Origin of the sequence: Stutzerimonas chloritidismutans AW-1, from assembly GCF_000495915.1 — a bacterium.
GTDB lineage: Bacteria > Pseudomonadota > Gammaproteobacteria > Pseudomonadales > Pseudomonadaceae > Stutzerimonas > Stutzerimonas chloritidismutans.
Window position 1 is genome coordinate 1 of record NZ_AOFQ01000058.1, and the last position, 26,086, is coordinate 26,086.

26 protein-coding genes and 1 pseudogene are annotated in these 26,086 nt (G+C 61.9%); 3 read left to right on the forward strand and 24 right to left on the reverse strand.

Annotated features, from left to right (window positions below):
- Positions 1–213: 213 nt before the first annotated feature.
- Entirely contained in the window at positions 214–576 is a 363-nt protein-coding gene (locus tag F753_RS43625; RefSeq protein WP_031298192.1) for a VanZ family protein, read from the reverse strand.
- 190 nt (positions 577–766) lie between these two features.
- A complete protein-coding gene (gene grxD, locus F753_RS43630; protein ID WP_014819496.1) occupies positions 767–1,093 on the reverse strand; it encodes a Grx4 family monothiol glutaredoxin in 327 nt (108 codons plus the stop codon).
- 272 nt (positions 1,094–1,365) lie between these two features.
- On the opposite strand from grxD, the gene argF reads away from it, so the two are divergent.
- The gene (gene argF, locus F753_RS43635) at positions 1,366–2,286 is read left to right on the forward strand and encodes an ornithine carbamoyltransferase (RefSeq protein WP_014819495.1); all 921 of its coding nucleotides are present in this window, start codon (positions 1,366–1,368) and stop codon (positions 2,284–2,286) included.
- A complete protein-coding gene (locus F753_RS43640; RefSeq protein ID WP_023446467.1) occupies positions 2,283–3,380 on the forward strand; it encodes an ABC transporter ATP-binding protein in 1,098 nt (365 codons plus the stop codon). Before argF ends, F753_RS43640 begins: the two co-directional genes overlap by 4 nt.
- Here the strand turns inward: F753_RS43640 and tadA are convergent.
- From tadA to F753_RS43740, 22 genes and pseudogenes are all read right to left on the reverse strand, one after another.
- Complete coding sequence (gene tadA, locus F753_RS43645) at positions 3,377–3,859, reverse strand: tRNA adenosine(34) deaminase TadA (RefSeq protein WP_014819493.1); 483 nt, start codon at positions 3,857–3,859, stop codon at positions 3,377–3,379. The genes F753_RS43640 and tadA overlap by 4 nt on opposite strands.
- Before the next feature lie 19 nt (positions 3,860–3,878).
- A complete protein-coding gene (locus tag F753_RS43650) occupies positions 3,879–5,249 on the reverse strand; it encodes a multicopper oxidase family protein (RefSeq protein WP_023446468.1) in 1,371 nt (456 codons plus the stop codon).
- A gap of 373 nt (positions 5,250–5,622) precedes the next feature.
- Entirely contained in the window at positions 5,623–5,868 is a 246-nt protein-coding gene (locus F753_RS43655; RefSeq protein ID WP_023446469.1) for a DUF2274 domain-containing protein, read from the reverse strand.
- Complete coding sequence (locus tag F753_RS43660; protein WP_023446470.1) at positions 5,865–7,142, reverse strand: TraB/TrbI/VirB10 family type IV secretion system protein; 1,278 nt, start codon at positions 7,140–7,142, stop codon at positions 5,865–5,867. The genes F753_RS43655 and F753_RS43660 overlap by 4 nt, the downstream gene beginning before the upstream one ends.
- Before the next feature lie 2 nt (positions 7,143–7,144).
- The gene (gene trbG, locus F753_RS43665; RefSeq protein WP_023446471.1) at positions 7,145–8,131 is read right to left on the reverse strand and encodes a P-type conjugative transfer protein TrbG; all 987 of its coding nucleotides are present in this window, start codon (positions 8,129–8,131) and stop codon (positions 7,145–7,147) included.
- Positions 8,128–8,832 (reverse strand): conjugal transfer protein TrbF, encoded by a 705-nt coding sequence (gene trbF, locus F753_RS43670; RefSeq protein ID WP_023446472.1) that lies wholly within the window; start codon positions 8,830–8,832, stop codon positions 8,128–8,130. The genes trbG and trbF overlap by 4 nt, the downstream gene beginning before the upstream one ends.
- Before the next feature lie 13 nt (positions 8,833–8,845).
- Positions 8,846–10,030, reverse strand: coding sequence for a P-type conjugative transfer protein TrbL (trbL, locus tag F753_RS43675; RefSeq protein ID WP_023446473.1), 1,185 nt, complete (start codon positions 10,028–10,030; stop codon positions 8,846–8,848).
- Complete coding sequence (locus tag F753_RS43680; protein WP_023446474.1) at positions 10,027–10,350, reverse strand: hypothetical protein; 324 nt, start codon at positions 10,348–10,350, stop codon at positions 10,027–10,029. The genes trbL and F753_RS43680 overlap by 4 nt, the downstream gene beginning before the upstream one ends.
- An 11-nt stretch (positions 10,351–10,361) precedes the next feature.
- Positions 10,362–11,126 carry a P-type conjugative transfer protein TrbJ gene (gene trbJ / locus F753_RS43685; RefSeq protein WP_023446475.1) on the reverse strand — a complete coding sequence of 255 codons (765 nt, stop codon included), beginning with the start codon at positions 11,124–11,126 and terminating at the stop codon, positions 10,362–10,364.
- Entirely contained in the window at positions 11,123–13,570 is a 2,448-nt protein-coding gene (gene trbE / locus F753_RS43690) for a conjugal transfer protein TrbE (protein WP_023446476.1), read from the reverse strand. Before trbE ends, trbJ begins: the two co-directional genes overlap by 4 nt.
- A gap of 16 nt (positions 13,571–13,586) precedes the next feature.
- Positions 13,587–13,856 carry a VirB3 family type IV secretion system protein gene (locus F753_RS43695; RefSeq protein ID WP_023446477.1) on the reverse strand — a complete coding sequence of 90 codons (270 nt, stop codon included), beginning with the start codon at positions 13,854–13,856 and terminating at the stop codon, positions 13,587–13,589.
- Complete coding sequence (locus F753_RS43700; protein ID WP_023446478.1) at positions 13,853–14,236, reverse strand: TrbC/VirB2 family type IV secretion system protein; 384 nt, start codon at positions 14,234–14,236, stop codon at positions 13,853–13,855. The genes F753_RS43695 and F753_RS43700 overlap by 4 nt, the downstream gene beginning before the upstream one ends.
- Positions 14,233–15,261: a P-type conjugative transfer ATPase TrbB gene (gene trbB, locus F753_RS43705; RefSeq protein ID WP_023446479.1), complete on the reverse strand. Its 1,029-nt coding sequence runs from the start codon at positions 15,259–15,261 to the stop codon at positions 14,233–14,235. The genes F753_RS43700 and trbB overlap by 4 nt, the downstream gene beginning before the upstream one ends.
- Positions 15,258–15,719, reverse strand: a complete 462-nt coding sequence (locus F753_RS43710) for a ribbon-helix-helix protein, CopG family (protein ID WP_023446480.1) — start codon at positions 15,717–15,719, stop codon at positions 15,258–15,260. The genes trbB and F753_RS43710 overlap by 4 nt, the downstream gene beginning before the upstream one ends.
- Complete coding sequence (locus tag F753_RS43715) at positions 15,716–17,722, reverse strand: conjugal transfer protein TraG (protein WP_023446481.1); 2,007 nt, start codon at positions 17,720–17,722, stop codon at positions 15,716–15,718. Before F753_RS43715 ends, F753_RS43710 begins: the two co-directional genes overlap by 4 nt.
- 393 nt (positions 17,723–18,115) lie before the next feature.
- On the reverse strand, positions 18,116–18,379 hold the full coding sequence (locus F753_RS43720; protein ID WP_023446482.1) for an EexN family lipoprotein: 264 nt from the start codon (positions 18,377–18,379) through the stop codon (positions 18,116–18,118).
- Between the two features lie 43 nt (positions 18,380–18,422).
- The gene (locus F753_RS0125205; RefSeq protein ID WP_031298195.1) at positions 18,423–19,319 is read right to left on the reverse strand and encodes a LysR substrate-binding domain-containing protein; all 897 of its coding nucleotides are present in this window, start codon (positions 19,317–19,319) and stop codon (positions 18,423–18,425) included.
- 292 nt (positions 19,320–19,611) lie between these two features.
- Positions 19,612–19,812 carry a DUF1329 domain-containing protein gene (locus F753_RS50250; RefSeq protein WP_156924055.1) on the reverse strand — a complete coding sequence of 67 codons (201 nt, stop codon included), beginning with the start codon at positions 19,810–19,812 and terminating at the stop codon, positions 19,612–19,614.
- On the reverse strand, positions 19,787–20,815 hold the full coding sequence (locus F753_RS43725) for an IS30 family transposase (RefSeq protein ID WP_031298197.1): 1,029 nt from the start codon (positions 20,813–20,815) through the stop codon (positions 19,787–19,789). The genes F753_RS50250 and F753_RS43725 overlap by 26 nt, the downstream gene beginning before the upstream one ends.
- Positions 20,816–20,871: 56 nt before the next feature.
- Positions 20,872–22,035 (reverse strand): annotated as a pseudogene (locus F753_RS43730) (DUF1329 domain-containing protein); the annotation flags it as partial.
- 268 nt (positions 22,036–22,303) lie between these two features.
- Positions 22,304–23,470 (reverse strand): alkane 1-monooxygenase, encoded by a 1,167-nt coding sequence (locus F753_RS43735; protein WP_023446487.1) that lies wholly within the window; start codon positions 23,468–23,470, stop codon positions 22,304–22,306.
- Positions 23,471–23,501: 31 nt separating this feature from the next.
- Positions 23,502–24,536, reverse strand: coding sequence for a 2Fe-2S iron-sulfur cluster-binding protein (locus F753_RS43740; protein WP_023446488.1), 1,035 nt, complete (start codon positions 24,534–24,536; stop codon positions 23,502–23,504).
- 147 nt (positions 24,537–24,683) lie between these two features.
- Here F753_RS43740 and F753_RS43745 point away from each other — a divergent pair, with 147 nt between their 5' ends.
- Positions 24,684–25,691: an AraC family transcriptional regulator gene (locus F753_RS43745; protein WP_023446489.1), complete on the forward strand. Its 1,008-nt coding sequence runs from the start codon at positions 24,684–24,686 to the stop codon at positions 25,689–25,691.
- Positions 25,692–26,086: the final 395 nt, after the last annotated feature.

Below are 26,086 nucleotides of genomic sequence, written 5' to 3' on the forward strand. Positions count from 1 at the left end.
ATACCGGGGCTTTTTTATTGCCGCTGGACTCTCACCAGGGACTGCGTCCCAGGTTATTCGCTTCGCTCACCCCTTCGGGGCCGCGCTAAAGCGCGTTCAGCTTCGCTGTCGAGTCTAGGTCGCGGAGCCAAATTTCAAAGCCTCGGTTGATACCGGGGCTTTTTTATTGCCGCTGGACTCTCACCAGGGACTGAGTCCCAGGTTATTCGCTTCCTACTCGGTCAGCGGTTCGCCCAGCCGCTGACGCCACCAGCCCTGCGCCACAACCGAGCAGCCCCAGCCCAGCAGCACGCCCAACACATTGGCCAGCATGTCCCAGCGCGAGGCGGTCCGATAAGGCAGCATGCCCTGCCCGATCTCGATCGACAGTGCCGCAATAACTGTCAGACCCAGCCCCCACAGGAATGGCACCCGCGGGAACGCCAGACGAAGGGTGAACGCCAGCGCGGCGAAACCCAGCAGATGATGCAGCTTGTCTTGCTGATCGAACAGCTGCGGTACCGGTTCCGGCTTCAAGCCGTTGAACAGGACGACCGCCAGCACGATCAGAAAGGGCAGCATTCGCATATAGGGCATCAGGTGGCGTCTCTCACTTCAAGGGATCAAACAGAACAGAGGGAAACACCCTCACCGCGACCTCTGACCCGGGAAAGACCATAAAGATCAACGCGTCAGCCGAGCGGCGTTATTCAGCAGAGCGGCACAAACAAAAATGCCCGCATCCTTCGATGCGGGCATCAGCAAAGCCTACGCGGTCAGACCGGGCTTAGGCCTCGGTCTTGCCGACAGCGGACTTGATCAGGGTCTGCAGCTCGCCGTTCTCGAACATCTCGAGGATGATGTCGCTGCCACCGACCAGCTCACCATTCACCCACAGCTGCGGGAAGGTCGGCCAGTTGGCATAGGTCGGCAGGCTGGCACGAATTTCCGGGTTCTGCAGGATGTCGACATAAGCGAACTTCTCGCCACAGCCCATTACCGCCTGGGTCGCGCGAGCGGAAAAACCGCACTGCGGGGCGTTGGGCGAACCCTTCATGTAAAGCAGCACCGGGTTGTTGGCGATCTGTTCTTTGATGGTTTCGATGATATCCATGGAGTACCTCGGCTAGACACGGTTGCCGCGCATTGTAACGGAAAAAGCGTGGGAAAGCCGAGCGGAGGACTCGGCTTTGTTGCGGCGCAAAGGCCGTCAGCACGGCGATTCAGCCCACCGGAGGCCGTGGGCTGCGGATTTGCGCCTATGCTCGCTTTCTGGATAAGATCGCGCCTTTCCCGTTTCGTCGCTCCCCGTGCGACCCCCAGTCGTCGGTCCCCTTTTTCTGTCGAAAAGCACTGGATCGCGCTGCGGCAATAAAGGTAGTTGATATGAGCGCAAGGCATTTTCTCTCACTGATGGACTGCACGCCCCAGGAGCTGAACAGCCTGGTCCGCCGCGGCATCGAGCTGAAGGATCTGCGCGAGCGCGGCGTCCTGTTCGAACCCCTGAAGAATCGCGTGCTAGGCATGATCTTCGAGAAGGCCTCGACCCGCACCCGACTGTCGTTCGAAGCCGGCATGATCCAGCTCGGCGGCCAGGCGATCTTCCTGTCCCCGCGCGACACCCAGCTCGGGCGCGGCGAGCCGATCAGCGATTCGGCCATCGTCATGTCGCGCATGCTCGATGCGGTAATGATCCGCACGTTCGCCCACTCGACCCTCACCGACTTTGCCGCCAACTCGAGCGTGCCGGTCATCAACGGTCTTTCCGATGACCTGCACCCCTGCCAGCTGATGGCCGATATGCAGACCTTCCATGAGCACCGCGGAAGCATCGCCGGCAAGACGGTGGCCTGGATCGGCGACGGCAACAACATGTGCAATACCTATATAGAAGCCGCCATCCAGTTCGACTTCCAGCTCAAGGTCGCCTGCCCCGAGGGCTACGAGCCCGACGCCGAACTGATGGCGCGCGCCGGTGATCGCGTGCAGGTAATGCGTGATCCGCGCGAAGCGGCTGCAGGCGCACACCTGATCAGCACCGACGTCTGGGCCTCCATGGGCCAGGAAGACGAGGCCGCCGCGCGCCTGGCCACGTTCCGCCCCTATCAGGTGGACCGCGCTCTGCTCGATTGCGCTGCCGAGGACGTGCTGTTCATGCATTGCCTGCCGGCCCACCGCGGCGAGGAGATCAGCCACGACCTGCTCGACGATCCGCGCTCCGTGGCCTGGGATCAGGCCGAGAACCGCCTGCATGTACAGAAGGCGCTGCTGGAGTTTCTCGTCGAGCCGGCCTACCACCACGCATGAAACACGAGCCGCCGCTGCTGCAACTGCGTGACCTGGCCTGCGGCTACGGCGAGCAGAGCATCGTCCAGCACCTCAACCTGCATCTGAACCGCGGCGACATCGGCTGCCTGCTCGGCCCGTCCGGTTGCGGCAAGACCACTACGCTGCGTGCCATCGCCGGCTTCGAGCCGGTGCACCAGGGCGAAATCCACCTGGCGGAGTCGGTCATTTCCCGCTCGGGCTTCACCCTGGCGCCGGAGAAGCGCCGCATCGGCATGGTCTTTCAGGACTACGCGCTGTTTCCCCATCTGACCGTGGCGGAGAACATCGCCTTCGGGATTCGCAAGCAGCCTGACTGCTCGCAAATCGTCTCCGAGATGCTCGAACTGGTGCACCTGGCCGCCCTTGGCAAACGTTATCCACATGAGCTCTCCGGCGGACAGCAGCAGCGCGTCGCACTGGCCCGCGCCCTGGCGCCCGAGCCTGCACTTTTGCTGCTGGACGAGCCGTTCTCCAACCTCGACGTCGAACTGCGTCGGCGCCTCAGCCATGAGGTGCGCGAGATCCTCAAGGCACGCAACACCAGCGCCATTCTGGTTACCCACGACCAGGAAGAAGCCTTCGCCGTCAGCGATCAGGTCGGCGTGTTTAAGGACGGCCGCCTGGAGCAGTGGGACACCCCGTTCAACCTTTACCACGAACCGCTGACGCCCTTCGTGGCCAGCTTTATCGGCCAGGGCTATTTCATCCGCGGGCAGCTGCTAGACCCGGAAACCGTGCAGACCGAACTCGGTGTGATTCGCGGCAACCGTGCCTACACCTGGCCTGCTGGCAGCTCGGTGGATGTGTTGCTGCGCCCGGACGACATCGTCTACAAACCGGACAGCCCGCTGCGGGCGCTTATCGTCGGCAAGACCTTTCTCGGCGCATCGACGCTGTACCGGCTGCAGCTGCCTACCGGCAATCAACTGGTGGCGATCTTCACCAGCCATGCGGACTACCCCACCGGGCAGGAAGTCGGCATCGCCATCGCCGCCGACCATCTGGTGGTATTTCCGGCACAGGGCAGCATCGCCGCCCATGAAACGCTGCAGCCGACAACAGCGGCGCGCTAACCCTTCTGCCGGCGCTGGCGGAAGAACTCGCTGAGCACCATCCCGCACTCCTCGGCCAGCACACCACCCTCGACCAGCACCCGGTGGTTGAGAAAGCCCTGATCGAAAAACTGGCCGCGACTGACAACCACGCCGGCCTTCGGCTCGGTGGCGCCATAGACGACGCGCTGGATCCGCGAATGCACGATCAGACCGGCGCACATGCTGCACGGCTCCAGCGTGACGTAGAGCGTCACGCCGGGTAGCCGATAGTTCTGCAGCACCTGCGCCGCATCCCGCACCGCGACCATTTCCGCATGCGCACTGGGGTCGTGTCGGGAGATCGGGCAGTTGAAGCCGCGCCCGATGATCTGTCCATCCTGCACCAGCACAGCGCCGACCGGCACCTCTCCCAACGCAGCGCCCTGCGCCGCCAGCGCCAGGGCTTCGCGCATGAAGCGCTCGTCCTGGCTGCGGTCGATGATCTGCGGCTTCCTCACTGCCCTACTCCGCCCTGTCTCATACCACCTCGATCGCTGCCATCAACCCGGTTTCCATGTGGTCGATGACATGACAGTGAAACATCCAGACACCCGGATTATCAGCGACCAGCGCGATACGGGCCGTCTCGTTCTTGCCCAGCAGGTAGGTATCGGTGAACCACGGATCGATCTTGCGGCGATTGGACGAGATCACCTTGAAGGTCATCCCGTGCAGATGAATCGGATGCTGGTACTGACTGAGGTTGCGCAGCTCGAAGATGTAATGGCCATCCTTTTTCAGCGTCGCAATCGGGCGATCGGCACAGGTCTTGTCGTTGATGTCCCAGGCCTCGCCGTTGATCTGCCAGAAGGTATAGGCGCCGCCCTGTGCGGCGTCTGTCGACAAGGTACCGGCCCACTCGAAGTTGAAGCGCAGCGTTTCCGCGCGCTGCAGATCCGGCTCCGCCACGGGATTGGCCGGCAACGCCGGCGGCCAGTCGCCGGCGACTTCGTCATGCGCCACCGAGCGCAGCGTCGCCAGCCGTAGCGGACCATTGCGCAAGGACAGCTCCACGCCGGCCTCCGGCACCTTCAGCGCCAGGTCGATACGCATGCCCGGACCGAGCCAGTACTCCTTGCCCAGCGGCATCGGAACGACCGGATGTCCATCGAGCGCATAGATGCGCGCCTCGCTATCTGGCAGGTTCAGGCGATAGGTCAGGGTGTTGTCGAGATTCAGCAGCCGCAGCCGCACGACCTGCCCGGCCGGCAGATCAAGCGTGGGCGCATGTGTGCCATTCACCGTCGACAGCACGCCCGGCGTGCCGCCACGGGCCGCCTCGCGCGGCACGCTGAATTCGGTGAACGCCCCCTGCTTGTCGACATGCCAGCTTTTCAGGTTGAGCGTGCGCTCGTGCCTGAAACCGCTTGGTTCGCGCTCCTCGACAATCAGCGGACCGACCAGCCCGCGACCTAGCTGCGCGGCACTGCTGGTGTGCGGGTGATACCAGAAGCTGCCGGCATCGTGCAGCTGGAAGCGATAGTCGAAGAACTCGCCGGGCAACACCGGCAACTGCGATACGTAGGGCACGCCATCCATTTCCAGCGGCAGACGAATGCCATGCCAATGGATGGTGGTGGGCTCGGGCAGATTGTTGATGAAGCGCACCCGCAGCCAGTCGCCCTGACGGCCACGCAGCTCCAGGCCAGGCGCTTGCCCGCCATAGGCCCAGGCAGGCGTGACGTGACCAGGCACCAGCTCCACGTCCAGCGGGGCGGCAATCAATTCGTAGTCATGAGTGGTGATGTCGGCCGGGCGACCGAGCCAGTAGCGCGCGCCACTGCCGGCGAGACCGACGACACCAAGACCGGCCAGGCCGGTGAGAATCTGTCTACGGGTAAAGGACATGCATGGGCTCCAGCCAGTCCGAATTGATGGGCCCATCAGGCTCGACGCGCCTCTCTGCGGAGGCTGCGCATAGCATGAGGGCAGCCTGGGCTGCCCTCATTGCTTCAGATCATTCCCACTCGATCATCAATAGGTCGCCTCAACCCGCATAGCTAAAGGGATTGGCTGTGATCGACATGGAGTCTTACCGTCGCTTTTACCGTCAACCGCGCAGAGCTTTTGCTGGCGCGGGAGATGGAGCGATTTGCGGGGCGACGACTTTAGCGACACCATTATCAATCAGCTCTGATTTTATCCCTCCATGGTCACCGGCGCGAGGCCTAAAGGTTCGACATCTACTTGGCGACCGCAGTCTGCCCGCCGAAGCCTTCTATTAAATAGTGGGAAGCTGACAATCAGGATCGTTTCCTGCCCTCTTGAACCCCCGATCACCTGCAATGAACGTCTCCAGCATGTACGGAATGAGCGTTACGGCATCGACCGTATCACCATACATCCGCACGTGCAGTGCGGCGTAACGGTCAAGGTCAGCCTTCAGGCTGGCCGGACATGTGAAGGTCAGCTTGACGCTCTCAGCCTTGGGCAGCGGTCCCAGCCGCAGCTTACGTGTGTGGCTCATCGTGAAGTCCCCCTATTAAAGAACAGCGGTTGATAGGGCCGCAGCACCAGATCCCGATTGACGATGATGCGCACCGGCAGGCCGGGTCGCTCGGTCAAGGTGGGCTGGATGTTCATGTTGCGCCGGGTCATCTCCTGCCCGACCTGATTCACGCTGTCCTGCAGGCCGTCACGGCCTGCGATGATGATCCGGTCGCCGTCCTGGCGGTTCTCCGGCGCGGCCAGTTCGGCACCGATACCCAGCAGCGTCGTCAGCGCCGCGCCGGCGAAGACGCGATCCCAATGCCAATCGACGCCGTCCTCCAGGCCGGAGTAGCCGGCAGGGTCGGTGCCCACGAGGTTGTCCAGCGTCAGTGAAGATGTGTCCGGCAATATGATGCGATTCCACACCACCTGCACCCGGCTCTGCCCATAGCTGACCTGGCTGTTGTAGCGACCGAGGATGCGCGAGCCCTGCGGGATTAGCAGGTGCTTGCCGGTTGCCGTGTCGTAGACCGGCTCCGTCACTGTGCCGATCACATCACCCGGAAGATCCGACTTGATACCCGTCACAAGCGCACCGGCGATCACCGTGCCAGCCATGACCTGGTAGGGCGACGCCGGCAGCTGCAGGTTCCCGGAATTGCGGGTTTCCGTGGCTCCGGTTTGCAAGAACGACTCTTTCTGCTCCTGCCGGTTCTGCGCGGCTGTCGGATCGACGGCGTTCACCGCCGTCGAGGCGGGGCCGGCGGCCAGCGGATCGAAGCCGGTCAGTGTTGCTGCATCCGAGGCAGGCTGTGCAGGCGCAGCCACGGCTAGGCGCTGGCTACCCGCGCGGAAAAACACCGATGAGGCGGCCGCTTCTTCGGCCTCTTTCAGCCGCGCCAGCCGTTCGGCCTCGGCGGGATCGTGGCCAGGCGGCGTGTAGTTGGGCGCTGCCGGCCGCTGCGATTGCACGATGGCCGGGCCAAGGTCGCCCGGCAGCGGCGGCCCCAACGCGGGTGGTGGTGGCGGCAGCTTGGAATAGTCAGAGGGAAGTCGGTCGAGCCCTTCAGAGCGAGAAACGCGATCGACATTATATAGTTCCGCCGGATCGCTCCCTCCCCGAGGCTTCGGCGGCTGCAAGGACCAGATGGTGGCACCCAACACCGCGACGGAGAGCCCACCGGCAAGCGCTGCCAGGGTGCGCCGGTTCAATCGCGTGACTGGGCGTGGCTGGGCGCGCAGCGCTACCGTTTCGGGCGGGACCTTGTCCGCCTGCGGCGCGGCAAGGTCGGGGGTATTGTCCTGGCTCATGCTCAGTTCCCCCGCGCCGCGCCATCCGTGCGTTCGATGCGCACCACGTCGCCCTTGTCGCCTCCCAGGCGCAGTTCAGCCGCGCCAAACAGCCGATCCACGATGTAGTACGGCGAACGGAAGCGGTAGTTGACCAACTGCCCATCGCCTTGCGCCCCAATCACGAACAGCGGTGGCAACTCGCCCTGGGCGATACCGGCGGGAAACTGGATGTAGACCTTCTCGCCGTCATCGAAGGCGCGCAACGGCTGCCACGACGAATTGCTGCCGCTGATCGCGTAGCGGAAGCGGAGATTCTCCAGCGAGAGACCGCTATCGACCGGCGCGCTCGCCTGCGCGGCCTGTGCTTGGCGCTGCAAGGCCAACATGCGGTCCTTCGGATAATCCCAGGACACCGAGGCCATCCAGGCTTTCTCAGTCGAGGTCAGCTCAATGAGATAAGTGCGCCGACTGGTGGTGATGACCAGATTGGTCTTGAGGCCCGAGCGGATGGGTTTGACCAGCACGTTGACACGCAGCGCGTCGCCGGAACCGCTGGAGGTGTCGCCGACGACCCAGCGCACCGTGTCGCCAGCGGCCACCGTCACCAGTTCCTCACCGGCCTGCAGCGCGATCACGGTCACGCGCCCCGGCGCGGCATAGACCTGATAAAGCGCTCCGTCGCTGTAGGGCCAGACTTGGATCGCATTGATGTAGCCCTCTCGCGTAGGCACCACCCTCGCCTCCTGGTTGGCGCGCGACACCCTCACTTTCTCGTCGTCCGGCTCCGGCGCAGGACCGGCTTCGTCTGGCAGCGGCTTCATCTGTGCCGGCATCGGCAACACCGTGGGCACCGCCACCACGGTCAGCGGCTTAGGTGGCTCGGGCAGCGGCTGCGCCTGCACCGGCTCGTCGAGCGAAATACGCGGTGGTGGCTTGCCCTGGCCGCTACAGCCGGCCAAGGCCAGCAAAACCAGGGGGAGCGCGGATATACGAAAAAACAGGTTCATGGCTTGGCTCCTTCGGACGCATCGAGTTCGCGACTCCACGACAGCCCGTTGACGTAGATGCCCAGGGGGTTCTTGCGCAGGCGCTGTTCGGTACGCGGGGTTTGCAAGACGGTGGAGATCACCGCGTTCCAGCGCTCGGTGCCGACGGGCGAGCCGTGGACGAAGCGCTGCTCCGTCCAGCGCACGTTGAAAGAGGCGTCGCTGGCCCGCACGACGCTGCTAACCTGCACCGTCACCGACTCCTTGCCGACGCGGGCGAAGGGATCGTTGGTGCGCGCGTAGTCGTTGAGCACGGCCGCGCCACGATCAGTGGTGTAGTCGTAGGCATCGAGCCAGTTCTGCCGTACCACGATCGGGTCGATGGACAGCGAGCGCACCAGCGTGACGAAGCGCGCCAGGTGATAGGCGACCTGCGCATCGGCCGGCCGGTACGGTGTGGCGGCCTCGCCGACCGCGCGAACCTGGCCAGACCTGTCCACCTCCACCACATAGGGCGTGACGATGGACTGCGCCGAGCGCCAGACCAGGCCGCCCGCCATCAGCAGTGCGAGAGCCAGACAGCCAAAGGCCATGAAGCGCCAGTTTCTCGCCTGCACACGGGCCGAGCCGATGCGCTCGTCCCACGCCTGCGCAGCGGCCTGGTACGGGGTGGCGGGTTGCGGCGTCTCGGCATAGCGCACCCGCGGACGGTTGAAACGCATGGTTCGTCCTCCTTTATGAATCCGAATCCCGCAAGTTCGGGCCACTGCCCGAACCGCCGCCGTCGCCACCGCGCAGCGTGTGCGCGAAGGTGGTGGCGGCATGGCTGATCTGCTGGCGGCGCTGCAAGCGCTTGGCCCATGCGGGTTGCGCCTTGGCATCGGTGGCGACCTGGTGCGCATTGCCCAGGGCGGCCGCGCTGCCACCAGAGGAAGCTCCACCTCCACCAGCAAACCGGCCCTTGAGCGAGCGCATCCCGGCAGCCAGCTTCGCGGCCGGTGCCATGCGCGCTCCGGCCGCGACCGCAGCACCCACGCCGGTTGCGGCGGCACCGACGGCGACAGCCATGCCCGCCGTACCGAGCGCGGCACCCGCCATCGCCCCCGCACCCAGCTGCGGGCCACCGGAAATCAGCCCGGTGGCGATGCCCGGGCCGAAGATGCCCAGGGCGAGCAACGCCAGCGAGGCCAGCATGACCACCAGCGCGTGGTCGATGGACGGCTCGTCGGGATGTACCTGGAACTCGGCGAACAACCCCGTGCCAATACCGACGATCACCGCCAGCACCAGCACCTTGACGCCTGAGGACACCACGTTGCCCAGCACCTTTTCGGCCAGGAAGGCGGTCTTGCTCCACAACGCGAATGGCACCAGCACGAACCCAGCAAGCGTGGTCAGCTTGAACTCGATCAGGGTGATGAACAGCTGTATCGCCAGCACGAAGAAACAGACGATGACCACCAGGTAGGCCAGAAACAGGATGACGATGGGATCGAGGTTGACGAACACCTCAGGGAAGCCGGTCATCTCGCCGATCTGCTCCAGGATCGGTGCACCTGCGTCGATGCCGGTTTTCGCCAGCCGTCCCGGCTGCAGGAAGGTCTCCATGCTGAGCGCACCGGTCGCCGTCAGACCCAGCCCGGCAAAGGAGCGGAAGACGATGCTGGCCAGCCAGTTGAAGTTACCGATGATGTAGGCGAAAGCACCGACGTAGAGCACCTTGCGAATGAGCTTCGCCATCACGTCTTCACCCTGGCCGGTGGCATGGCCAAGCGCCCAGTAGAGTCCGGCGAACGTCATGTCGATGGCGATCAGCGTGGCGGTCAGAAAAGCGACCTCGCCTTGCAGCAGCCCGAAGCCCGAGTCGATGTAGCGCGAGAACGTATCGAGGAATCGGTCGATGACCGTTACGTCATTCATCGTGTGGTATCCGAGGCAAAGGCAGCCAGCGCATCGCGCCCGGTCTCAGCCTCATCGTCGACGGGGCTGTCAAAGGTCGGTGGAATCGGCGGCAGCTCCTCCAGAGCCACGTACTCTTCCGGGCCGCCGTGGCCAGCAAAAAAGCGGCGTCGATACGCCTCGGCGGCGCCTCTACAGACGCCCTCGCCCACGCTCCTCCAATCCGCTGCGCACTGGGCGCGCAGCACCTTGAGTCGCACAGGGTCTGCGGCCAGGCCTTCGCTGGACTGCTGATCGCAGCCCCCCAGCAGCGCAGCCGACAACGCAAGGACGTATCGCATGGCGACCTCCGTCAGTTCCCGTAGAACTGAACAGACTGCGGCGTATACGGCGTGCCCTCGCCCAGGAAGCGCCGCCGTACTTCGCGGGCGCGCTCGCTGGCCGCCGCCTGCCGTGCCAGCTCCAGCGACGCAGCGCGGTCTTGGGTGAGCTGAAGCTGTTGCGCTTGGATGGATTGCTTGGCCTGCAGGGCCAGCAGCTGGTTGGTCGCCTGCATGGCCTGCAGGGCGCCGGTGGCCGATTGGCTCTGGCCCACCAAAACAGTCAACGCACTTTCATCGTCGCTCAGGTTTCGCGACACCTGCGCCTGCATGCGCATCGCGGTGTGCAGGCCATCGAGTGTGTGCGCCCAACGCTTGCGGGCATCCTGGTACATCTGGTCGCCGCTGACGGTGGCGGCGTACTCAGTAGGGTAAAGCCGGGCGAACTCGCTATCGAGGTTCTGCACATCGTAGGCAAGCCCCTGCGCCTCGGCGATCAGTTGCTCGCTCCTGACCAGCGACGCGTGAAGCTGGTTGACGACACTGAAGTCGAGGCTGGCCAGGTTGCGCGCCTGATTGCTGAGCATCTGCGCCTCGTTCTGCAACTGCTGCACCTGGTTGTTGATCTGCTCCAACGTGCGAACAGCCGTCAGCGTGTTCTGCACCAGGTTGGTGGGGTCGAGCACGATGTCGCCGACACCGAACAGGGCGTGCGCCGGCGGCGCGGAGGCCAGGGCAAGGACACTGGTCACGGCGAGCGCGCTCAGCTTGGGTTTGAGCAAGGACTGGAGCTTCATGGCAGGTTCTCCTGTGGGCGGGAAGCGAGGAAGGACGCGGCGGACGGCAGCAACTCGGCCGCCCAGTCGAGGCCGCAATGACGCAGCCAGGCAGCGGCGAAGCCAGGCACTCCAGCATCGCGGAGCACGCTGTCGATGGCGCGCTGGTCCTGGGGCCTCGAGGCACCAGCGAACGCAAGCGCGACGGGCCCCAGGTCGAGGTCGAACAGGCGATTGCCCGCACGGGACTGGTAGTAGTAATCGCGCTTGGGCTGCGCGGTGGCGACGATCTCGATCTGCCGCCCGCTGAGGCCGAAGCCCTCGTAGATCGCGCGGATCTGCGGCTCGGTCGCCTGCGAGTTGGGCAGGAAGATGCGGCTGGCGCAGCTCTCGATGATCGCCGGGGCAATGGTCGAGTTCTTGATGTCGGCCAGCGACTGGGTGGCGAAGATCACGCTGACGTTCTTCTTGCGCAGCGTCTTGAGCCACTGGCGAATGCGCGCGGCGAACACCGGGTCGTCGAGGAACAGCCAGGATTCGTCGAGGATCAGCAGCGTCGGCGCGCCATCGAAACGCTCCTCCAGACGCGCGAACAGATAGCCCAGCACGGCCAGCACCGCGGCCTTGCTGTGCATCAGCTCCTCCATCTCGAAGCACTGCACATCGGCCATGCTCAGGTAGTCGAGGTCGGCATCGAGCAGCTTGCCGTGCGCGCCACCCAACACATAGGGCGCCAGCGCCTGGCGCAGTGCATTCGATTGCAGCAGCACCGATAGGCCGGTGAACGTGCGCTGTTCGACGGGCGCTCCCGCAAGACTGCCGAGCGCGGACCAAATGGCCGCCTTCTCCTCTGGACCGACGGCCACGCCCTCGTGCAACAGACGCCCTTCGACCCACTCGGCCGCCCAGCTGCGGCAGCCCTCTTCGTCGATGCGCGCGAGCGGTTGGAAGGCGATTGAGCCATCGGCGCCCAGGTCGTAATGCTCCCCGCCCAGCCCCAACACCGTTGCTCGCATGGAACGCCCCATGTCGAAGGCGAAGATGCGCGATCCGGGGTAACGGCGGAACTGCATCGCCAACATGGCGAGCAGGACGGACTTGCCCATGCCAGTCGGGCCGACGACCAGCGTGTGTCCCACATCGCCGATATGCGTCACCAGACGGAACGGCGTCGAGCCCTCGGTGCGGGTCACGATCAGCGGCGGCCCGTCGAGGTGAGCGTTACCCTCCGGTCCGGCCCATACCGCCGACACCGGCATCAGGTGGGCGAGGTTCAGCGTCGAGACGATGGGTTGGCGCACATTGGCGTAGGTGTTACCCGGCACCGAGGACAGCCACGCCTCCACAGAATTGAGGGTCTCCGGGATGGTCACGAAGCCCCGCCCCTGGATAACGCGCTCCACCCTGCGCAACTGCTCGTCGGCTGTATCGGCGTCGGCGTCGGCATCGAGCACCGTCACGGTCGCGGTAACGAAGCCAAAGGCGACCTGATCGCTACCCAGTGCCTGCAGAGCGGCATCAGCATCGGCCGCCTTGTTGCTGGCGTCGGTGTCGACCAGCGGGCTTTCCTGCTGGAACAGGGTTTCGCGTAGCAGCGCCAGGACGCTCTTGCGCTTGGCGAACCACTGACGGCGCAGGCGACCGAGCTCCTTTTCTGCCTCGGCCTTGTCCAGGCACAGAAAACGCGTGCTCCAGCGGTAGGCGAAGCCCAACCGGTTGAGGTCGTCCAGAATTCCCGGCCAGGTCGAGGTCGGGAAACCGCGCACCGTCACCACGCGCAGGTGCGCATCGCCCAACATCGGCGCCAGGCCACCGAGCAGCGGCATGTCAGCCAGCAGCGTGTCGAGGTGGAACGGCACTTCCGGAACCTCGATGCCATAGTGCCTAGTCGAGACGGTCGCATGCAGGTAGCTCAGCGTTTCGCCGTCGCCGAGCCAGTCGATCTCCGGCATCACGCCATCGAGCAGGTCGAAGATGCGCCCGGTCTCCGCGATGAAGGCCGCTAGACGCTCGCGCCAGTCCACGCCGGCCGTCGGGGAGTTCGCGTAGAGCAGCTTCGCCGCGCGAGCGTGCGACTCTTCTGGCGGCAGGTATTGCAGTGTGAGGTGGTAGCCACTCTCGAAGTGGTTGCCGGACTCCTCGAACGTCGCGCGCCGCTCCTCGTCCACCAGCCACGACAGCGGCTCGGGAAAGTCCGAGTGTGGGTAACCCGCCGCCGCCCGGCGCTCAGCCTCGACGAACAACGCCCAGCCAGCGCCGAGCCGACGCAGTGCGTTGTTCAGCCGTGCAGTGATGGCCACCAACTCACCTTGCGTCGCGCTGTCGAGGTCGGGACCCCGGAAACGCGCAGTGCGCTGGAACGAACCGTCTTTATTCAGCACCACACCCGGCGCGACTAGGCCGGCCCATGGCAGCCAGTCGGCAAGCAAGGCCGGTCGCTGGCGGTATTCGGCTAGGTTCAGCATCGCGGCGCTCTCCCCGTCAAATGTCCAACAGCGGCTTGTGCTTGAGGTGTCTAGCAAACACCTGCATGAACTGCGGATCGACGCGCGCGCCCCATACCGCAAGCGCATGCCCGACCAACCACAGCACCAGGCCCGGAAGCCAGAGCTGCAGGCCCAGCCCAACGGCGGCGGCCAGCGTGCCGTTGGCAATGGCCACGGTGCGCGGCGCGCCGCCCAGCAGAATCGGTTCGGTCAGCGAGCGGTGCAGCGGCACCTCGAAGCCCGGCAGGTCGCTGGCCGTGCTCATACGATGGCCCCGCCGGAGAAGCTGAAGAACGACAGGAAGAACGAGGACGCCGCGAAGGCGATGCTCAAGCCGAACACGATCTGGATCAGCTTGCGAAAGCCACCCGAGGTGTCGCCGAATGCCAGCGCCAGGCCTGTGGAGATGATGATAATGACGGCCACGATGCGCGCGACCGGCCCCTGGATCGATTCGAGGATGGATTCGAGCGGGCCTTCCCAAGGCATCGAGGAGCCAGCGGCCCTCGCCGTGCCGGTCGTCATCAGCATGACGACGGCCAGCTGCAGGCCATGCTGTGCAGCCGCGACCAAGCGGCGCAGGTACGCGAGGCACGTGGCCGGATTTACGGAAAAACGGGAAACAGTGACATGTGTCTGCGTCATGGCAGTTCTCCAGGCGTGGTCGGGGACAGGAAAAATGGCGTGAGCTGATCGGCAAGCGACTCTCCCAGCACATCCACCAGGTGGTAGCCGGCATCGTCGAAGCCGGTCACGCGAGCGATGCTCTCGATACGACGCAGGCCGCCTCGGCCCGCGATGAAGATCACCACGTTGATCGCCTCGGCGATCAGCACACGCGGCGGATTCAAGGCCACTTCGAGCACCAGTTGTTCCAAGCGCAGCAGTGCACCCAGGGCGGAGCCGGCATGGAGGGTGGCGATGCCGCCCGGGTGGCCGGTGCCCCAGACCTTGATGAGATCTAGCGCCTCGCCGCCGCGCACCTCGCCAACGACCACGCGGTCGGGGCGCAGCCGCATCGTGGCGCGCACCAGCTCACGCATAGACACCACGCCCGCACGCGTGCGCAGCGGCACGTGGTCGCGCGCGGCGCATTGCAGCTCGATGGTGTCTTCGAGCACCAGCACTCGGTCGCCGGTGGCGGCGATCTCCGCGAGCAAGGCATTGGCGAGCGTGGTCTTGCCGGTGCTGGTACCGCCGGCGATCAGGATGTTCTGCCGCTCGCGCACCGCGCCACGCAGGAACTCAGCCTGCGCGGTGGTCATCATCCCGTCGGCCACGTAGCGCTCCAATGGAATGACACCCACGGCGCGCTTGCGCAGGGCAAAGGCCGGGCCGGGCGCCGCCGGCGGCAAAATACCCTCGAAGCGCTCGCCCGTTTCAGGCAGCTCGGCGCTCAGCAGCGGCTGGCCGCGATGCACCTCCGCGCCGACATGCGCAGCCACCAGGCGGATGATCCGCTCACCGTCCGCCTCGGACAGCTTAGCGCCCAGCGGCGCACGCCCCGACGACAGGCGATCCACCCACAGCGTCCGGTCGGGGTTGAGCATGATCTCCACCACATCCGGATCTTCAAGCGCGGCGGCAATAATCGGCCCCATCGCTGTGCGCAACATGCGGATGCGCCTATCCAACGAGGTCGCGCTGAAGGATTGCGGCGCGGCGCTCATGAGACACGCTCCCGCGCTTCGTCCAAGGCGGCTTCATCCATGCGCGGGCTGTCCGGATGCAGCTCCTCCACTACGTCTCGCACCAGGCTGCGGCCTCTCAGCAGGTGGCGTCCGAGCTGCTCGACGAACTGCTCGAAGCGTACCTTGCCCTGGGCCTTAGCCGCTTCTTGATGTGCCTCGGGCACGGGGGTGCTGACGGTCAGGAAGTAGCGGACGAACAGCGCCAGCGTCTCGATCTCGATGGTCTGGTCGCGCTCCAGACGCTCGAACTGACGCGACAGGCGATCCAGTCGCTTGGCGATGGCTGCCTCGCGCTGGTCGCCAGCGTCCGGCGACAACCAAGACGCCAAGGCCGCCGCGACGATAGAGGACTTGGACACGCCCTTCTTGGCGGCCAGCTCGTCCAAGCGGCGGGCATGTTCGGGCTGGATAAACAGATTGAGGCGGTACTGGCTCATAACTGGATTCCGTCGTCGGGATCGAGAGCAGCCTGGTGGGCGACACACTGCATGGCAGGGTCAAACTGGCGAGGGAGAACGGGCTGCAAGTCATCGTCATCGAGCAGCGCCAAGTCGCTGTATGCCCACTCTTGCTCGGGGCTGTAGACGACGGTCTCGGAGAGTTCGGGCTGACGGCGTGGGCCGCCTTCGTCGGCAGAGGTCGCAACTGAGTCATCGCCAAGTCCCACGTTCGTAGGTGCCGCCGGTACGGCTGGCATGCCCAGGCCGCTCCAGTCATCCGCGTGCGACGGCGGTGCATCGGCATAGCACCCAGCCACGAGAACGGGGGGCGGCAGCACGCGGCGCTTGAAGTTGGCATCGGCGTAGTAGCGCAACTTCCTGGCCTTGATCGGCACGACGCCGGACACCATCACCACGGCCTCTTCGGGCGGTAGTTGCATCACCTCGCCGGGCGTCAGCAGCGGCCGCGCCGTTTCCTGGCGCGACACCATCAGGTGCCCCAGCCACGGCGCGAGACGATGCCCCGCGTAATTGCGTTGCGCACGCAGTTCCGTCGCGGTGCCCAACGTCTCGGAAATACGCTTGGCCGTGCGTTCGTCGTTGGTGGCGAAGGTCACGCGCACATGGCAGTTGTCGAGGATGGAATGGTTCTGCCCATAGGCCTTGTCGATCTGGTTGAGCGACTGCGAAATCAGGAATGCGCGCAGGCCGTAGCCCGCCATAAATGCCAGGGCCGACTCGAAGAAGTCCAATCGCCCTAGCGCGGGGAACTCGTCGAGCATCAGCAGCAGCTTATGACGTCGCTCCACGCCATCGCTGCCGTCGAGCGATTCGGTCAGACGCCGGCCGATCTGATTGAGGATCAGCCGGATCAGCGGTTTGGTGCGGTTAATGTCCGAAGGTGGAACCACCAGGTACAGCGATACCGGATGTTCGGCGGCAATCAGGTCTGCGATGCGCCAGTCGCAGCGCGACGTGACTTCGGCCACCGTAGGGTCGCGGTACAGCCCCAGAAATGACATGGCGGTGCTCAACACCCCCGAGCGCTCGTTATCGCTCTTGTTGAGCACTTCGCGGGCGGCGGACGCCACCACCGGATGCGTCCCGGCTCCCAGGTGCCGCGTCGTCATCATCCGGTTCAGCGTCACCTCGAACGGGCACGCCGGATCGCTCAGGAAGTTGGCGACGCCGCGCAGCGTCTTGTCCTCACCCGCGTAAAGCACATGCAGGATGGCGCCAACCAGCAGCGCATGTGAGGTCTTCTCCCAATGGTTGCGACGCTCCAGCGCACCCTCCGGATCCACCAGGATGTCGGCGATGTTCTGTACATCGCGCACCTCATGCGCACCCCGGCGTACCTCCAGCAATGGGTTGTAGGCAGCCGAATGCGGATCGGTGGGATTGAACAGCAGGCAGTGGGAAAAGCGCGAGCGCCAGCCGGCGGTGAGGTTCCAGTTCTCGCCCTTGATGTCGTGGATGACTGCCGAGGCGGGCCAGCTCAGCAGCGTGGGAACCACCAGGCCGACGCCCTTGCCGGAGCGAGTCGGCGCAAAGGCCAGGACATGCTCCGGCCCTTCGTGGCGCAAGTACTGGTCGTCATACAGCCCGAGGAAGACACCTGCAGCACGATCCAGTCCCGCCTTGCGGATGTCGTCGACCTGGGCCCAACGCGCCGAGCCATAGGTCGTGACCTGGCGCGACTGACGCGCCCGCCAGACCGACATGGCAATGGCGACGCCCACGGCCACCATGCCGCTGGCAGCGGCGATGGCGCCACCGGTATCGAAAATATGCGGCGCATAGGCACCGAAGAAGAACCACCAGTCGAACAGCCGCCAGGGGTGATAGATCGGCGTGCCGAAGCAGTCGAACCAGGGCGAGCCCAGGCGTACCTGATAGCCCAGGGCGGCGGCTGTCCATTGTGTGGCGCTCCACACGCCGGCGATCACGATGCCGAATATGGCGGTGATCTGTCCGAACAGCACGTTCGTCCCTTGCATTTTCCGGCTCCCGATTTCTCCCGTGAAAACAGCAAAAATGCTGCCTGCACGGTCGAGATTCGGTGCCGAGTCAGTGCTGGTCAAAGACCTTTATCGGGACAAAGCTGGACTGGGACGCATCAATTCATGCGAGAGCTAATGGAAGCAATCCACCGCAAGTCCGAGCGTATTGCGACCTGCCGGGAGAGACGGCTGGAATCTGAAGCTGTGCCAGTCTTCTCGCTTTCAACATCCGGCCTGAGTCCCAGGCCGTAATGACTTGACCTCGCTCAACAATCCGCTAGGGGTTGGGCACGGTCTTCCCTGAGACCTCCCCTGCGGCAAGGATGCTGCTGCCCCTTCGGGGGCCTCTATTCAGAAGCCTCGCCACACGGCGGGCCTTTTTCACATCAGTCAGAACTTGGGCTGCTCTTTCGACGGTGTATAGGGCACCTGCCCATCACCATAGAAGCGCTTACGTGTCGCTTCGGCGACGCGGCTGCATAGTCCGTCACCCAACTTGACTCGGTCCTGCTTGCACTGCAGGCGCAAATCCTTCAGCAGTGCGGGCTCAGCCGCGAGTTCATCAACCGTGGGCAACGCCAGTGATGCCGGTGTTTCGGATTGGCCGCAGGCCGTGATGGCCAGGACACATAGAAACGGCATGACCTTCTTCATGGCTCGATTTCCTCCGAGTTATTACTGGTTGAGTGATGTGAACCTAGGCCTCCTCCGAAGACTCGATGGCTTGTACCCGCTCGAGGATGCGGTTCAACGTCACCGACGGTTCACGTGTCGGGTGTAGCAGGTAGGTGGTCAGTAGCGGGCAGCCCCCTTCCAGGGGACGACCTACAACTCCCGACTCCCGGCATGCCGCAATGTTCGACTCTCCCGTCAACCCCAAGGCGAACCCCGCAGCCACGAGCGCCATCATCAGGTCACAGGAGGCCACTTTCTCCGCGACCAGTGGCTCCAATCCGGTTTGCCGCAGGAAACGTTCAACTTGGCGCGCATGCCCCTCACAAGCCTGTGGATCGCATAGCACCAGCGGGTAGCGCAGCAGCTCTTCCACCGGAATTCGCCGGTACAACAGGATGGGATGACGCGCAGGTACCGCCACCATCAATAGATCACTCCAGGCCGGAATGGCGACGATGCCATCTCCGACCTCATCCGACTGAGCGAACCCTACGTCATAAAGATCGTCGAGCAGCCCCTTGATCTGCTGAGCCAACGGCACTTCAAATAAGCGAATCTCGACTTCCGGTTCCTCTTGCCGACAGAGTGCCAGGAATGAGGAGAAGCGTGCTGGAGATATCCCGTCCGAGAGTGCCATCCTCAGCTGGCCACGAAATCCATTGGCAGCGGCCTTCACGCTGTCCCGCGCCTGTTCTAACGCAGTGAATACGCGCGGTACACACTCCAAAAACAGCCGTCCAGCGTGTGTGAGCCTTGTACTCCTTGTAGTTCTCAAGAAAAGCAGTGCCCCTAACTCTTCTTCAAGTTCTTTAATTGCACGCGACAGAGGCGATTGCTCAATATGTAGCCTCTCAGCAGCACGCGCGAAGTGCAGTTCCTCGGCGACAGCAAGAAAACAGCGAAGATGTCGAAGTTCCATTGCTCCATCCTCTCCATCGGCGCGCAATCAGGCCGTGCCTCCATACGGCTCGGCGCTGAAGAACACTGCACAGCTGTTCGCCCTGTCAAACCTGTGGATGGCGAATCGGCATTTTCTGACCTCCACAGGTGAGACGCGTCTGTAATGCGAGAAATGGCCGCAGCGAGGTGCTCACGGCAGCGAAAAAGATACGGAAACGCGGATGATCTGAATGTTTTTGGTAAATTAGCCACTTCCAAAAAATGGCTGGAGCTGAAGTCAGCCAGAAATAAATGAATACTTCAGATCACCTCTAACGGACCCCCACCCGCCGGAGCGACGCAGGGGTATATCGCGCCGCAGCAGTCTGAGCACCAAAGACAATACTCTGTGCCTCTTCATTCTTAAGGCCCATGACCGAATAGCGCCCAGAAGAAATATCGTACAACACCTCAGCAGGGCGGTTGCAGGAGCTGAGTGCAACACGGTTATTGAATTGAAGCTGGAGCATCATGCCGCATAGCCATAGCTTCCTGCATCACCTCGTCCATAACCTCGATCGGACACTTGAAGTCGAAGCGCTTACGGGGGCGCATGTTCAGTTGCAGTGCGATGGCATCCAGTTCCTCCTGGCTATGCACCGACAAGTCCGTGCCCTTGGGCAGGTACTGGCGGATCAGGCCATTGATGTTTTCGTTGCTGCCGCGCTGCCAAGGGCTGTGCGGGTCGCAGAAGTAAATCGCCACCCCGGTCTGCTGGGTGATTTCAGCATGCCGCGCCATTTCTCGGCCCTGGTCGTAGGTCATGCTCTTGCGCATCGCCAGCGGCATGCCATTGAGCGCTGCACTGAAGCCTTCCATCGCCGAGGTCGCCGTCGCGTCGTTCATCTTCACCAGCATCAGGTAGCCACTGGTGCGCTCCACCAGCGTACCTACAGACGAGGCGTTGGCCTTGCCCTTGATCAGGTCGCCTTCCCAATGCCCTGGCATCAGTCGGTCTTCGATCTCCGGCGGACGTACATGAATACTGACCATCTCAGGGATCTGACCGCGCCGATCCACGCCGCCAGAGCGCGGCCTGCGCATCGTCTTGCTTTGGCGCAGGCAGATGATCAGCTCTTTACGCAGCTCGCCGACTGGCAAGGCATAGATCGCGTTATAGATCGTCTCGCGACAGACGTAGGCATCTCTGAGGCTGGGAATATTCATGCTGCGCAGCTTGCCGGCAATCTGCTCGGGAGACAAACGCTCACGCAGCATATGCGCCACCAATTCGAAGCGCTCGCTACCCGGCAACAGCTTTTGCTTCGGTCGACACACCTGACGGCGGGCCTGCATCTGCTGCTGGGCCACGCGGGCCGAGTAGCCGCCACAGGCATCTCGATTGCGGCGCAGCTCCCGGCTGATGGTCGAAGGGGATCGGTTGATCAAGCAGGCAATCCCGCGCAGGCTGAAACCTTGAGCTTGACTGAGTTGAATGATGGCGCGCTCTTCGACGCTGAGTTCGGAATAGGACATAGGGGCAGCACCGTACCGGAAAGGTCAGGTGTTGCACTCAGTTTTCGCGGCCGCCCAGTATATCCAGGAGCCTGCTTGTGGTAGTACTGCTGCATATGGCCCTCACCGACACGCCACAACTGGCCACGATTGTCATAGTGATCCACTAACGCCAACTGCCAGCTATCCTCATCGAAGTACATGTGGCGGACAGCATAGATATGACGCTCACCTTGCTTAAGAGTTGCAACCACCTCCCATACGCGATGCAACTCGTAGCGTGTCAGACCCTGATTTATGTGACCTGCCTTAATTACATCCTCATATTTCAAATCAGGAGAATCTAGCCTGTAGCTATTATAAGGAACATATATCTCTCGCTTGCCAATTAACTGCCAACTGTAGCGATCAGGCGCCCCGTTAAACATGTCATAGCTATCCATAGTAGCCAGACCATCGGCGGCTGGAGCCGGAGCATCGTAAGCTACCTGCGGAGCACGACGAACACGACGCTGCCCCGCATTATAAAGCCAGGCCATACGCGGCTCTTTGACCTGATCAATGGTCTCGTGCACCAGCAGCACATCACCGGATAAACGCGATGGAGACTTCACCTTCTGGATAAAATAATAGAGTATGTTTTCGCCCCTCCCCTTACCAAGATCAGGGAGGTACATAGGATAAGAAATTTCATCATCAAACGACACAACATTAAATGCACCATTTTCCAGAGGCTGCATTCTCGTTATTTGACGACTTATATTCCCACCGCGATAACGCGTAGCATGATTCCACACCACCTCAACGCCGTTCTTAGGGATCGGAAAGGCATAGTAGCGGCTGCCACTGAAACCCTTGAGGCCGTTGCCGCCGTCGACGCCTTCGGTATTGAGGGCGCTGATCTTGATCGCTTCATAGATTTCGTCCGGCAGCACCGCGCTGCGGTGGGTCGGGTACACCGGAATCTTGTAGGTCTCCGGGTAGCGTTTGAACATCGCTAACTGTCCGGCGGACAGCTTGTCTTTGTACTGATCGGCGTTGGCCGCGGTGATGGTGAACAGCGGCTGCTCGCTGGCGAAGGGATCGGAGAGGAAACCTTTGGCGTCTACTGTACCGGCGTTGGTCGGCAGGCCGCCGGTCCATTCGGGAATACTGCCGTCGGCGTTCCCGGCCTTCTCTGCGCCAATCGGGGTCAGGCTGGCGCCCAACTTAGCAGCCTCATCTACAGAAACCTTTGCCATGGCAATATTGGCAAAGGAAAACCCAAGAAATACCGCAAGCAAACCAAATGAAGCCCTACCCATAACCACATTAGCCTCCATTTATTCTTGTTTTAATATATTCAACTGTATATTTACGCAAAAAACGACAGCCTCAGACGAGCATCCTGAGTCGAACTAGAAACCATCAAATATGTGTAGCTTTAAGTCCAGACCGGAGAACTCAGGAGGGAGCCCCAATGGCTTTTAGCCCCTCCTTTATAACTATTACTATTTTCGAAATAGGACTTTATTTATTTGCCGCCATTAACTTTTTAACGCCACTTCTTACATTCGCCTCGCGAGCCAGCACACGCTCTTCAGCACTTGCATAGTCACGATCCCAAGCCAGCACTTTCGGCGTCATCAGCTTGTTCCACAGCGGCGGAATCATGGCAACTATGATAGTAGTCAGGTAACCACCGACCATCATTGGCGCATCAGGAAACGGCTTGAGGTCTTGATAGGGAACTTCACCTTGAGCATGGTGGTGCGAATGGCGGGTCAAGTTGAACATGGCCCAAGAACTGATACGTTTATTGGTATTCCAAGAGTGGCGCGGCTGCACAGGAGTGGCCGGGTTGCGCACCATGCCGTAGTGCTCCATGTAGTTGACAATTTCCAGCAACGCCTTACCCGCGAGAGCACAGGCGACAAAGAATAGTGCTGCGCCCACACCCCCGATGACATAGGCAGCAGCGACCAGAAGAACACTCATCAGGTGACCGCGAATAACCGCATTGTGCCAACCGAAGCGACTCTGCCCTTTACGCATTAGGCGCTTGCTCTCGATCATCCAAGCGCTGACATTGCCCTTGATAGTCGAAACCAGAACATGCCAATAAACATTACGGCCACGCGGGGCTGTAGCCGGGTCCTCAGTGGTCGAGACATAGCGGTGATGACCGTAGACGTGCTCAATCGAAAACACCGTATCGAAGCTAAAGGCCAGCAACCAACGACCAACTAGCATCGATACAGGATCCCATGTGCGATGAGTGAGCTCATGCGCAGGAATAGTGCCAGTCATACCAATCATCAGCCATGTTAGTGCCCAAGTAGAAATATAATGGCCGGCGAAGGTGGCGTCACGGGCAGCGATAAGATCGTATCCGGTTAAACGACTTAGAGCCGCACCGAAGCCCATAAAGTCGCCACTGCTGACACTCCATACCGCCGCGAAGACGATAAACGCCAATAACGGCAGAGCCAGCCACAACTGAAAGGTCAGGATGGCGGGGTATTTGAAACTCGGGGTGCTGGTGTCATCCCCGGCAATGGCATCGCCGATGACGTAAATGAATACCACGGCTATCAGGCCGATTGTTATCCAAGCACCACCGGCCAAGATAGCTGCGGCAGACAATAATCCAACCACATGAAAGAGAAAGTATTTCAGGTAATGCAGCGCGTTCATGGTCGTCTCTCTTGTTATTACTAGAGGAATATCAGGCGGTAGCCGCCAGTAAGTCATGATGAGTGGTGAAACGATCGGCGTGGATGTGATCACGGGGCACCGCAGAACCGCGCAACATCAAAACCGCGCTATCGATCATGACGGGGGGGCCGCACAGGTAGGCGTGAGCACCATCCTCCAGAAATGCGGGGATGAGTTCAGTGACCAGCCCCCTGGCACCTTGCCAGCTGGAGTCACTTGTCGCTCCAGAGAGAACCGGTACGAAATTGAACGAAGCACGCCACTGGGCTGCCAGAGCGCTAATTGCATCAAGCGCATAAAGGTCGCGTTCTTCGCGAGCACCGAACAGCAAAGTGACAGATCGCTGAGCCCCTGCGACAAGAGCCTCTTCGAGGAGAGCCAGGATTGGCGCCAGCCCACTACCACCTGCCACCAAGAGCAGTGGAGCAGTGCTCGTGCGCAAATAGAAGTCGCCCACAGGCCCCTCAACCATCGCCCCCTGCCCAAGCAGCGACTGATCGTTGATTAGGCTTGTTACACGGCCGCCTTGCACCTTACGAATGAAGAAGGACACCTTGCCGTCAGGCTGCGGCCTACTCGCAAAAGAAAAGCTACGGGCATACTGCGGCAGAGCGTCGAGGCAAAGATCCGCGTACTGACCAGCCTTGTAAGGCAGGCCCTCCTCTAACTGGATAACCAGCCGAGTGATGTCGTGTGTGAGCCTGTCTTGCGCTACCACCTTACCCCGTACGTGCCGCCGGGCTTGAGCAGCAGCAAGATCGACTTCAATGCTCACCTCACCCTTGGGAACACTCTGGCAAGCCAGTATGTAGCCTGCATCCAGCTCCTCATCACTGAGGATATAACCGGTTTCAGTCAACTCCTTGACCTGGCCCGATATCAGCTTGCATTTGCAACTGGCACAACCGCCCACGCGACAACTATGGGGGAAATCAATGCCCTGACGCAGGGCAGCGTGCAGCAGGGTTTCACCCGGCCTGACGTCTACCCCGATACCATTGATAAGCGCTGCTGAAACCTTGCGCTTGGCGAAAAATGAAAACATGTGCCCTCCGAGAGTCATTGTTGGAGTAGGAGCTGCGGACGTTCACATCCTAGCGACGACCTGGGGCGGGCAAGAGGTTCCGGATTGACAAATAGGGGTCATTTATTGACAATCAGCGTAACCTGAATCATCGAGGGAGTGGTAGCCATGCCCGACTTCGTCTTGCCTGTGCAGTACTTACGGCAAATCGCCGAGCTGGTTCGGATCTTTGGCGTAAACCAAGAAGATTGGCTAGCGCGCAGCCAACTGACCCTGAACCAGATAGACGAAGCTAGCTTCCAGCCCAGCTTTGAGGTGTTTTGCCATCTAACTGAAGACGCCTTGCTACTGACCGGCGAGCCGGCGCTCGGCCTGTTACTGGGTGAGCGGCTGGTTATCAACACACATGGAATTCTTGGTTTCGCGGCACAGCAGAGCGAATCGCTTAGCCAGGCCATTCAATTGGTAAAGCGCTATCTAGCGTTACGCACAACCCTGTTTGACCTTCAGCACGAGCACGACGAGACAACCCAGCTAGAGCACCTCCGCTTCCATGCAAACTTCACTCTGGGTGCCTGCGAGCGAACACTGCTTGAAGCAGTGATGCTGGCGGTAAAGAATATTTTCGACGCGATCACCTTGGGTTGCGCCCGGCCTCGACAAGTCAGTTTCCCCTTCCCGGAACCCACTTATGCCAACCTGGCAATCGACATGTTCGGTTGTGAAGTAGCCTATGGGCAGAGCTGGGCTGGCTTCACCCTGGACACCGAGCTACTTGCACAGCCGCTCAAAATGGCCGACCCGGCAGCTTTCCGAGAAGCCGAAAAAATCTGTCAGCGAGAGCTTGGAAAGCTGGCAGCCAAGACGTCAACAAGTGCAGGCGTGCGAAGAATAATGCTGGAGAAGCAATACGGCTTCCCAAGCCTGAACGTTACCGCACGGCTGTTCCACCTAACACCACGCACCCTCCATCGCCGACTACTTGAAGAGGGCACGTCCTTCAAAGAGATCCTCGAGGAAGTGCGCTGTACACTGGCGGTTGAACATCTCAAAGCTGGCCATTTAACGATGGGGGAGATCGCCTATACATTGGGCTACACAGATCTCGCAAACTTCCGTAGAGCCTTCAAACGCTGGACGGGCATCCCCCCCTCTCACTACCTCAGGGACAACTGAAGCAGCAAGATAGACAGTGAAAAAACACCCACTGTGTTCCAGCGATGCTGACACCTAATTCCAGTGATTGTGACCCACCGCACTGATGACTCTGCCCAGAGACAGGAGGGCCCACCTCACTTTTACGGACGATCGATAGCGTGCTGCTGGCTCGGAGTTGCTGAAGCCTGAGACTAGAACACCACGCGCACGCTCAAAGGCTCCCCATACAGCACACCCGCCCCACTGTTACCACCCCACACACGCAACGCGTAGCCAGACCGCAAAGCCTATTGCCCCTGTAACTCTGGCCTCTCAAAACCCGCAAACAACCCGCAAACAACCCGCAAGCTCATTACAAAGTATGAGCCTGAGGATCACTCTTTCATCCGTTACCCGCCCCGTGACGATTGATT

What these genes read in the sequence shown, in the direction of transcription:
- F753_RS43625 (WP_031298192.1), bottom strand. Translation starts at nt 576, where the DNA reads ATGCCCTATATGCGAATGCTGCCCTTTCTGATCGTGCTGGCGGTCGTC.
- grxD (WP_014819496.1), bottom strand. Translation starts at nt 1,093, where the DNA reads ATGGATATCATCGAAACCATCAAAGAACAGATCGCCAACAACCCGGTG.
- argF (WP_014819495.1), top strand. Translation starts at nt 1,366, where the DNA reads ATGAGCGCAAGGCATTTTCTCTCACTGATGGACTGCACGCCCCAGGAG.
- F753_RS43640 (WP_023446467.1), top strand. Translation starts at nt 2,283, where the DNA reads ATGAAACACGAGCCGCCGCTGCTGCAACTGCGTGACCTGGCCTGCGGC.
- F753_RS43650 (WP_023446468.1), bottom strand. Translation starts at nt 5,249, where the DNA reads ATGTCCTTTACCCGTAGACAGATTCTCACCGGCCTGGCCGGTCTTGGT.
- F753_RS43655 (WP_023446469.1), bottom strand. Translation starts at nt 5,868, where the DNA reads ATGAGCCACACACGTAAGCTGCGGCTGGGACCGCTGCCCAAGGCTGAG.
- F753_RS43660 (WP_023446470.1), bottom strand. Translation starts at nt 7,142, where the DNA reads ATGAGCCAGGACAATACCCCCGACCTTGCCGCGCCGCAGGCGGACAAG.
- trbG (WP_023446471.1), bottom strand. Translation starts at nt 8,131, where the DNA reads ATGAACCTGTTTTTTCGTATATCCGCGCTCCCCCTGGTTTTGCTGGCC.
- trbF (WP_023446472.1), bottom strand. Translation starts at nt 8,832, where the DNA reads ATGCGTTTCAACCGTCCGCGGGTGCGCTATGCCGAGACGCCGCAACCC.
- trbL (WP_023446473.1), bottom strand. Translation starts at nt 10,030, where the DNA reads ATGAATGACGTAACGGTCATCGACCGATTCCTCGATACGTTCTCGCGC.
- F753_RS43680 (WP_023446474.1), bottom strand. Translation starts at nt 10,350, where the DNA reads ATGCGATACGTCCTTGCGTTGTCGGCTGCGCTGCTGGGGGGCTGCGAT.
- trbJ (WP_023446475.1), bottom strand. Translation starts at nt 11,126, where the DNA reads ATGAAGCTCCAGTCCTTGCTCAAACCCAAGCTGAGCGCGCTCGCCGTG.
- trbE (WP_023446476.1), bottom strand. Translation starts at nt 13,570, where the DNA reads ATGCTGAACCTAGCCGAATACCGCCAGCGACCGGCCTTGCTTGCCGAC.
- F753_RS43695 (WP_023446477.1), bottom strand. Translation starts at nt 13,856, where the DNA reads ATGAGCACGGCCAGCGACCTGCCGGGCTTCGAGGTGCCGCTGCACCGC.
- F753_RS43700 (WP_023446478.1), bottom strand. Translation starts at nt 14,236, where the DNA reads ATGACGCAGACACATGTCACTGTTTCCCGTTTTTCCGTAAATCCGGCC.
- trbB (WP_023446479.1), bottom strand. Translation starts at nt 15,261, where the DNA reads ATGAGCGCCGCGCCGCAATCCTTCAGCGCGACCTCGTTGGATAGGCGC.
- F753_RS43710 (WP_023446480.1), bottom strand. Translation starts at nt 15,719, where the DNA reads ATGAGCCAGTACCGCCTCAATCTGTTTATCCAGCCCGAACATGCCCGC.
- F753_RS43715 (WP_023446481.1), bottom strand. Translation starts at nt 17,722, where the DNA reads ATGCAAGGGACGAACGTGCTGTTCGGACAGATCACCGCCATATTCGGC.
- F753_RS43720 (WP_023446482.1), bottom strand. Translation starts at nt 18,379, where the DNA reads ATGAAGAAGGTCATGCCGTTTCTATGTGTCCTGGCCATCACGGCCTGC.
- F753_RS0125205 (WP_031298195.1), bottom strand. Translation starts at nt 19,319, where the DNA reads ATGGAACTTCGACATCTTCGCTGTTTTCTTGCTGTCGCCGAGGAACTG.
- F753_RS50250 (WP_156924055.1), bottom strand. Translation starts at nt 19,812, where the DNA reads ATGATGCTCCAGCTTCAATTCAATAACCGTGTTGCACTCAGCTCCTGC.
- F753_RS43725 (WP_031298197.1), bottom strand. Translation starts at nt 20,815, where the DNA reads ATGTCCTATTCCGAACTCAGCGTCGAAGAGCGCGCCATCATTCAACTC.
- F753_RS43735 (WP_023446487.1), bottom strand. Translation starts at nt 23,470, where the DNA reads ATGAACGCGCTGCATTACCTGAAATACTTTCTCTTTCATGTGGTTGGA.
- F753_RS43740 (WP_023446488.1), bottom strand. Translation starts at nt 24,536, where the DNA reads ATGTTTTCATTTTTCGCCAAGCGCAAGGTTTCAGCAGCGCTTATCAAT.
- F753_RS43745 (WP_023446489.1), top strand. Translation starts at nt 24,684, where the DNA reads ATGCCCGACTTCGTCTTGCCTGTGCAGTACTTACGGCAAATCGCCGAG.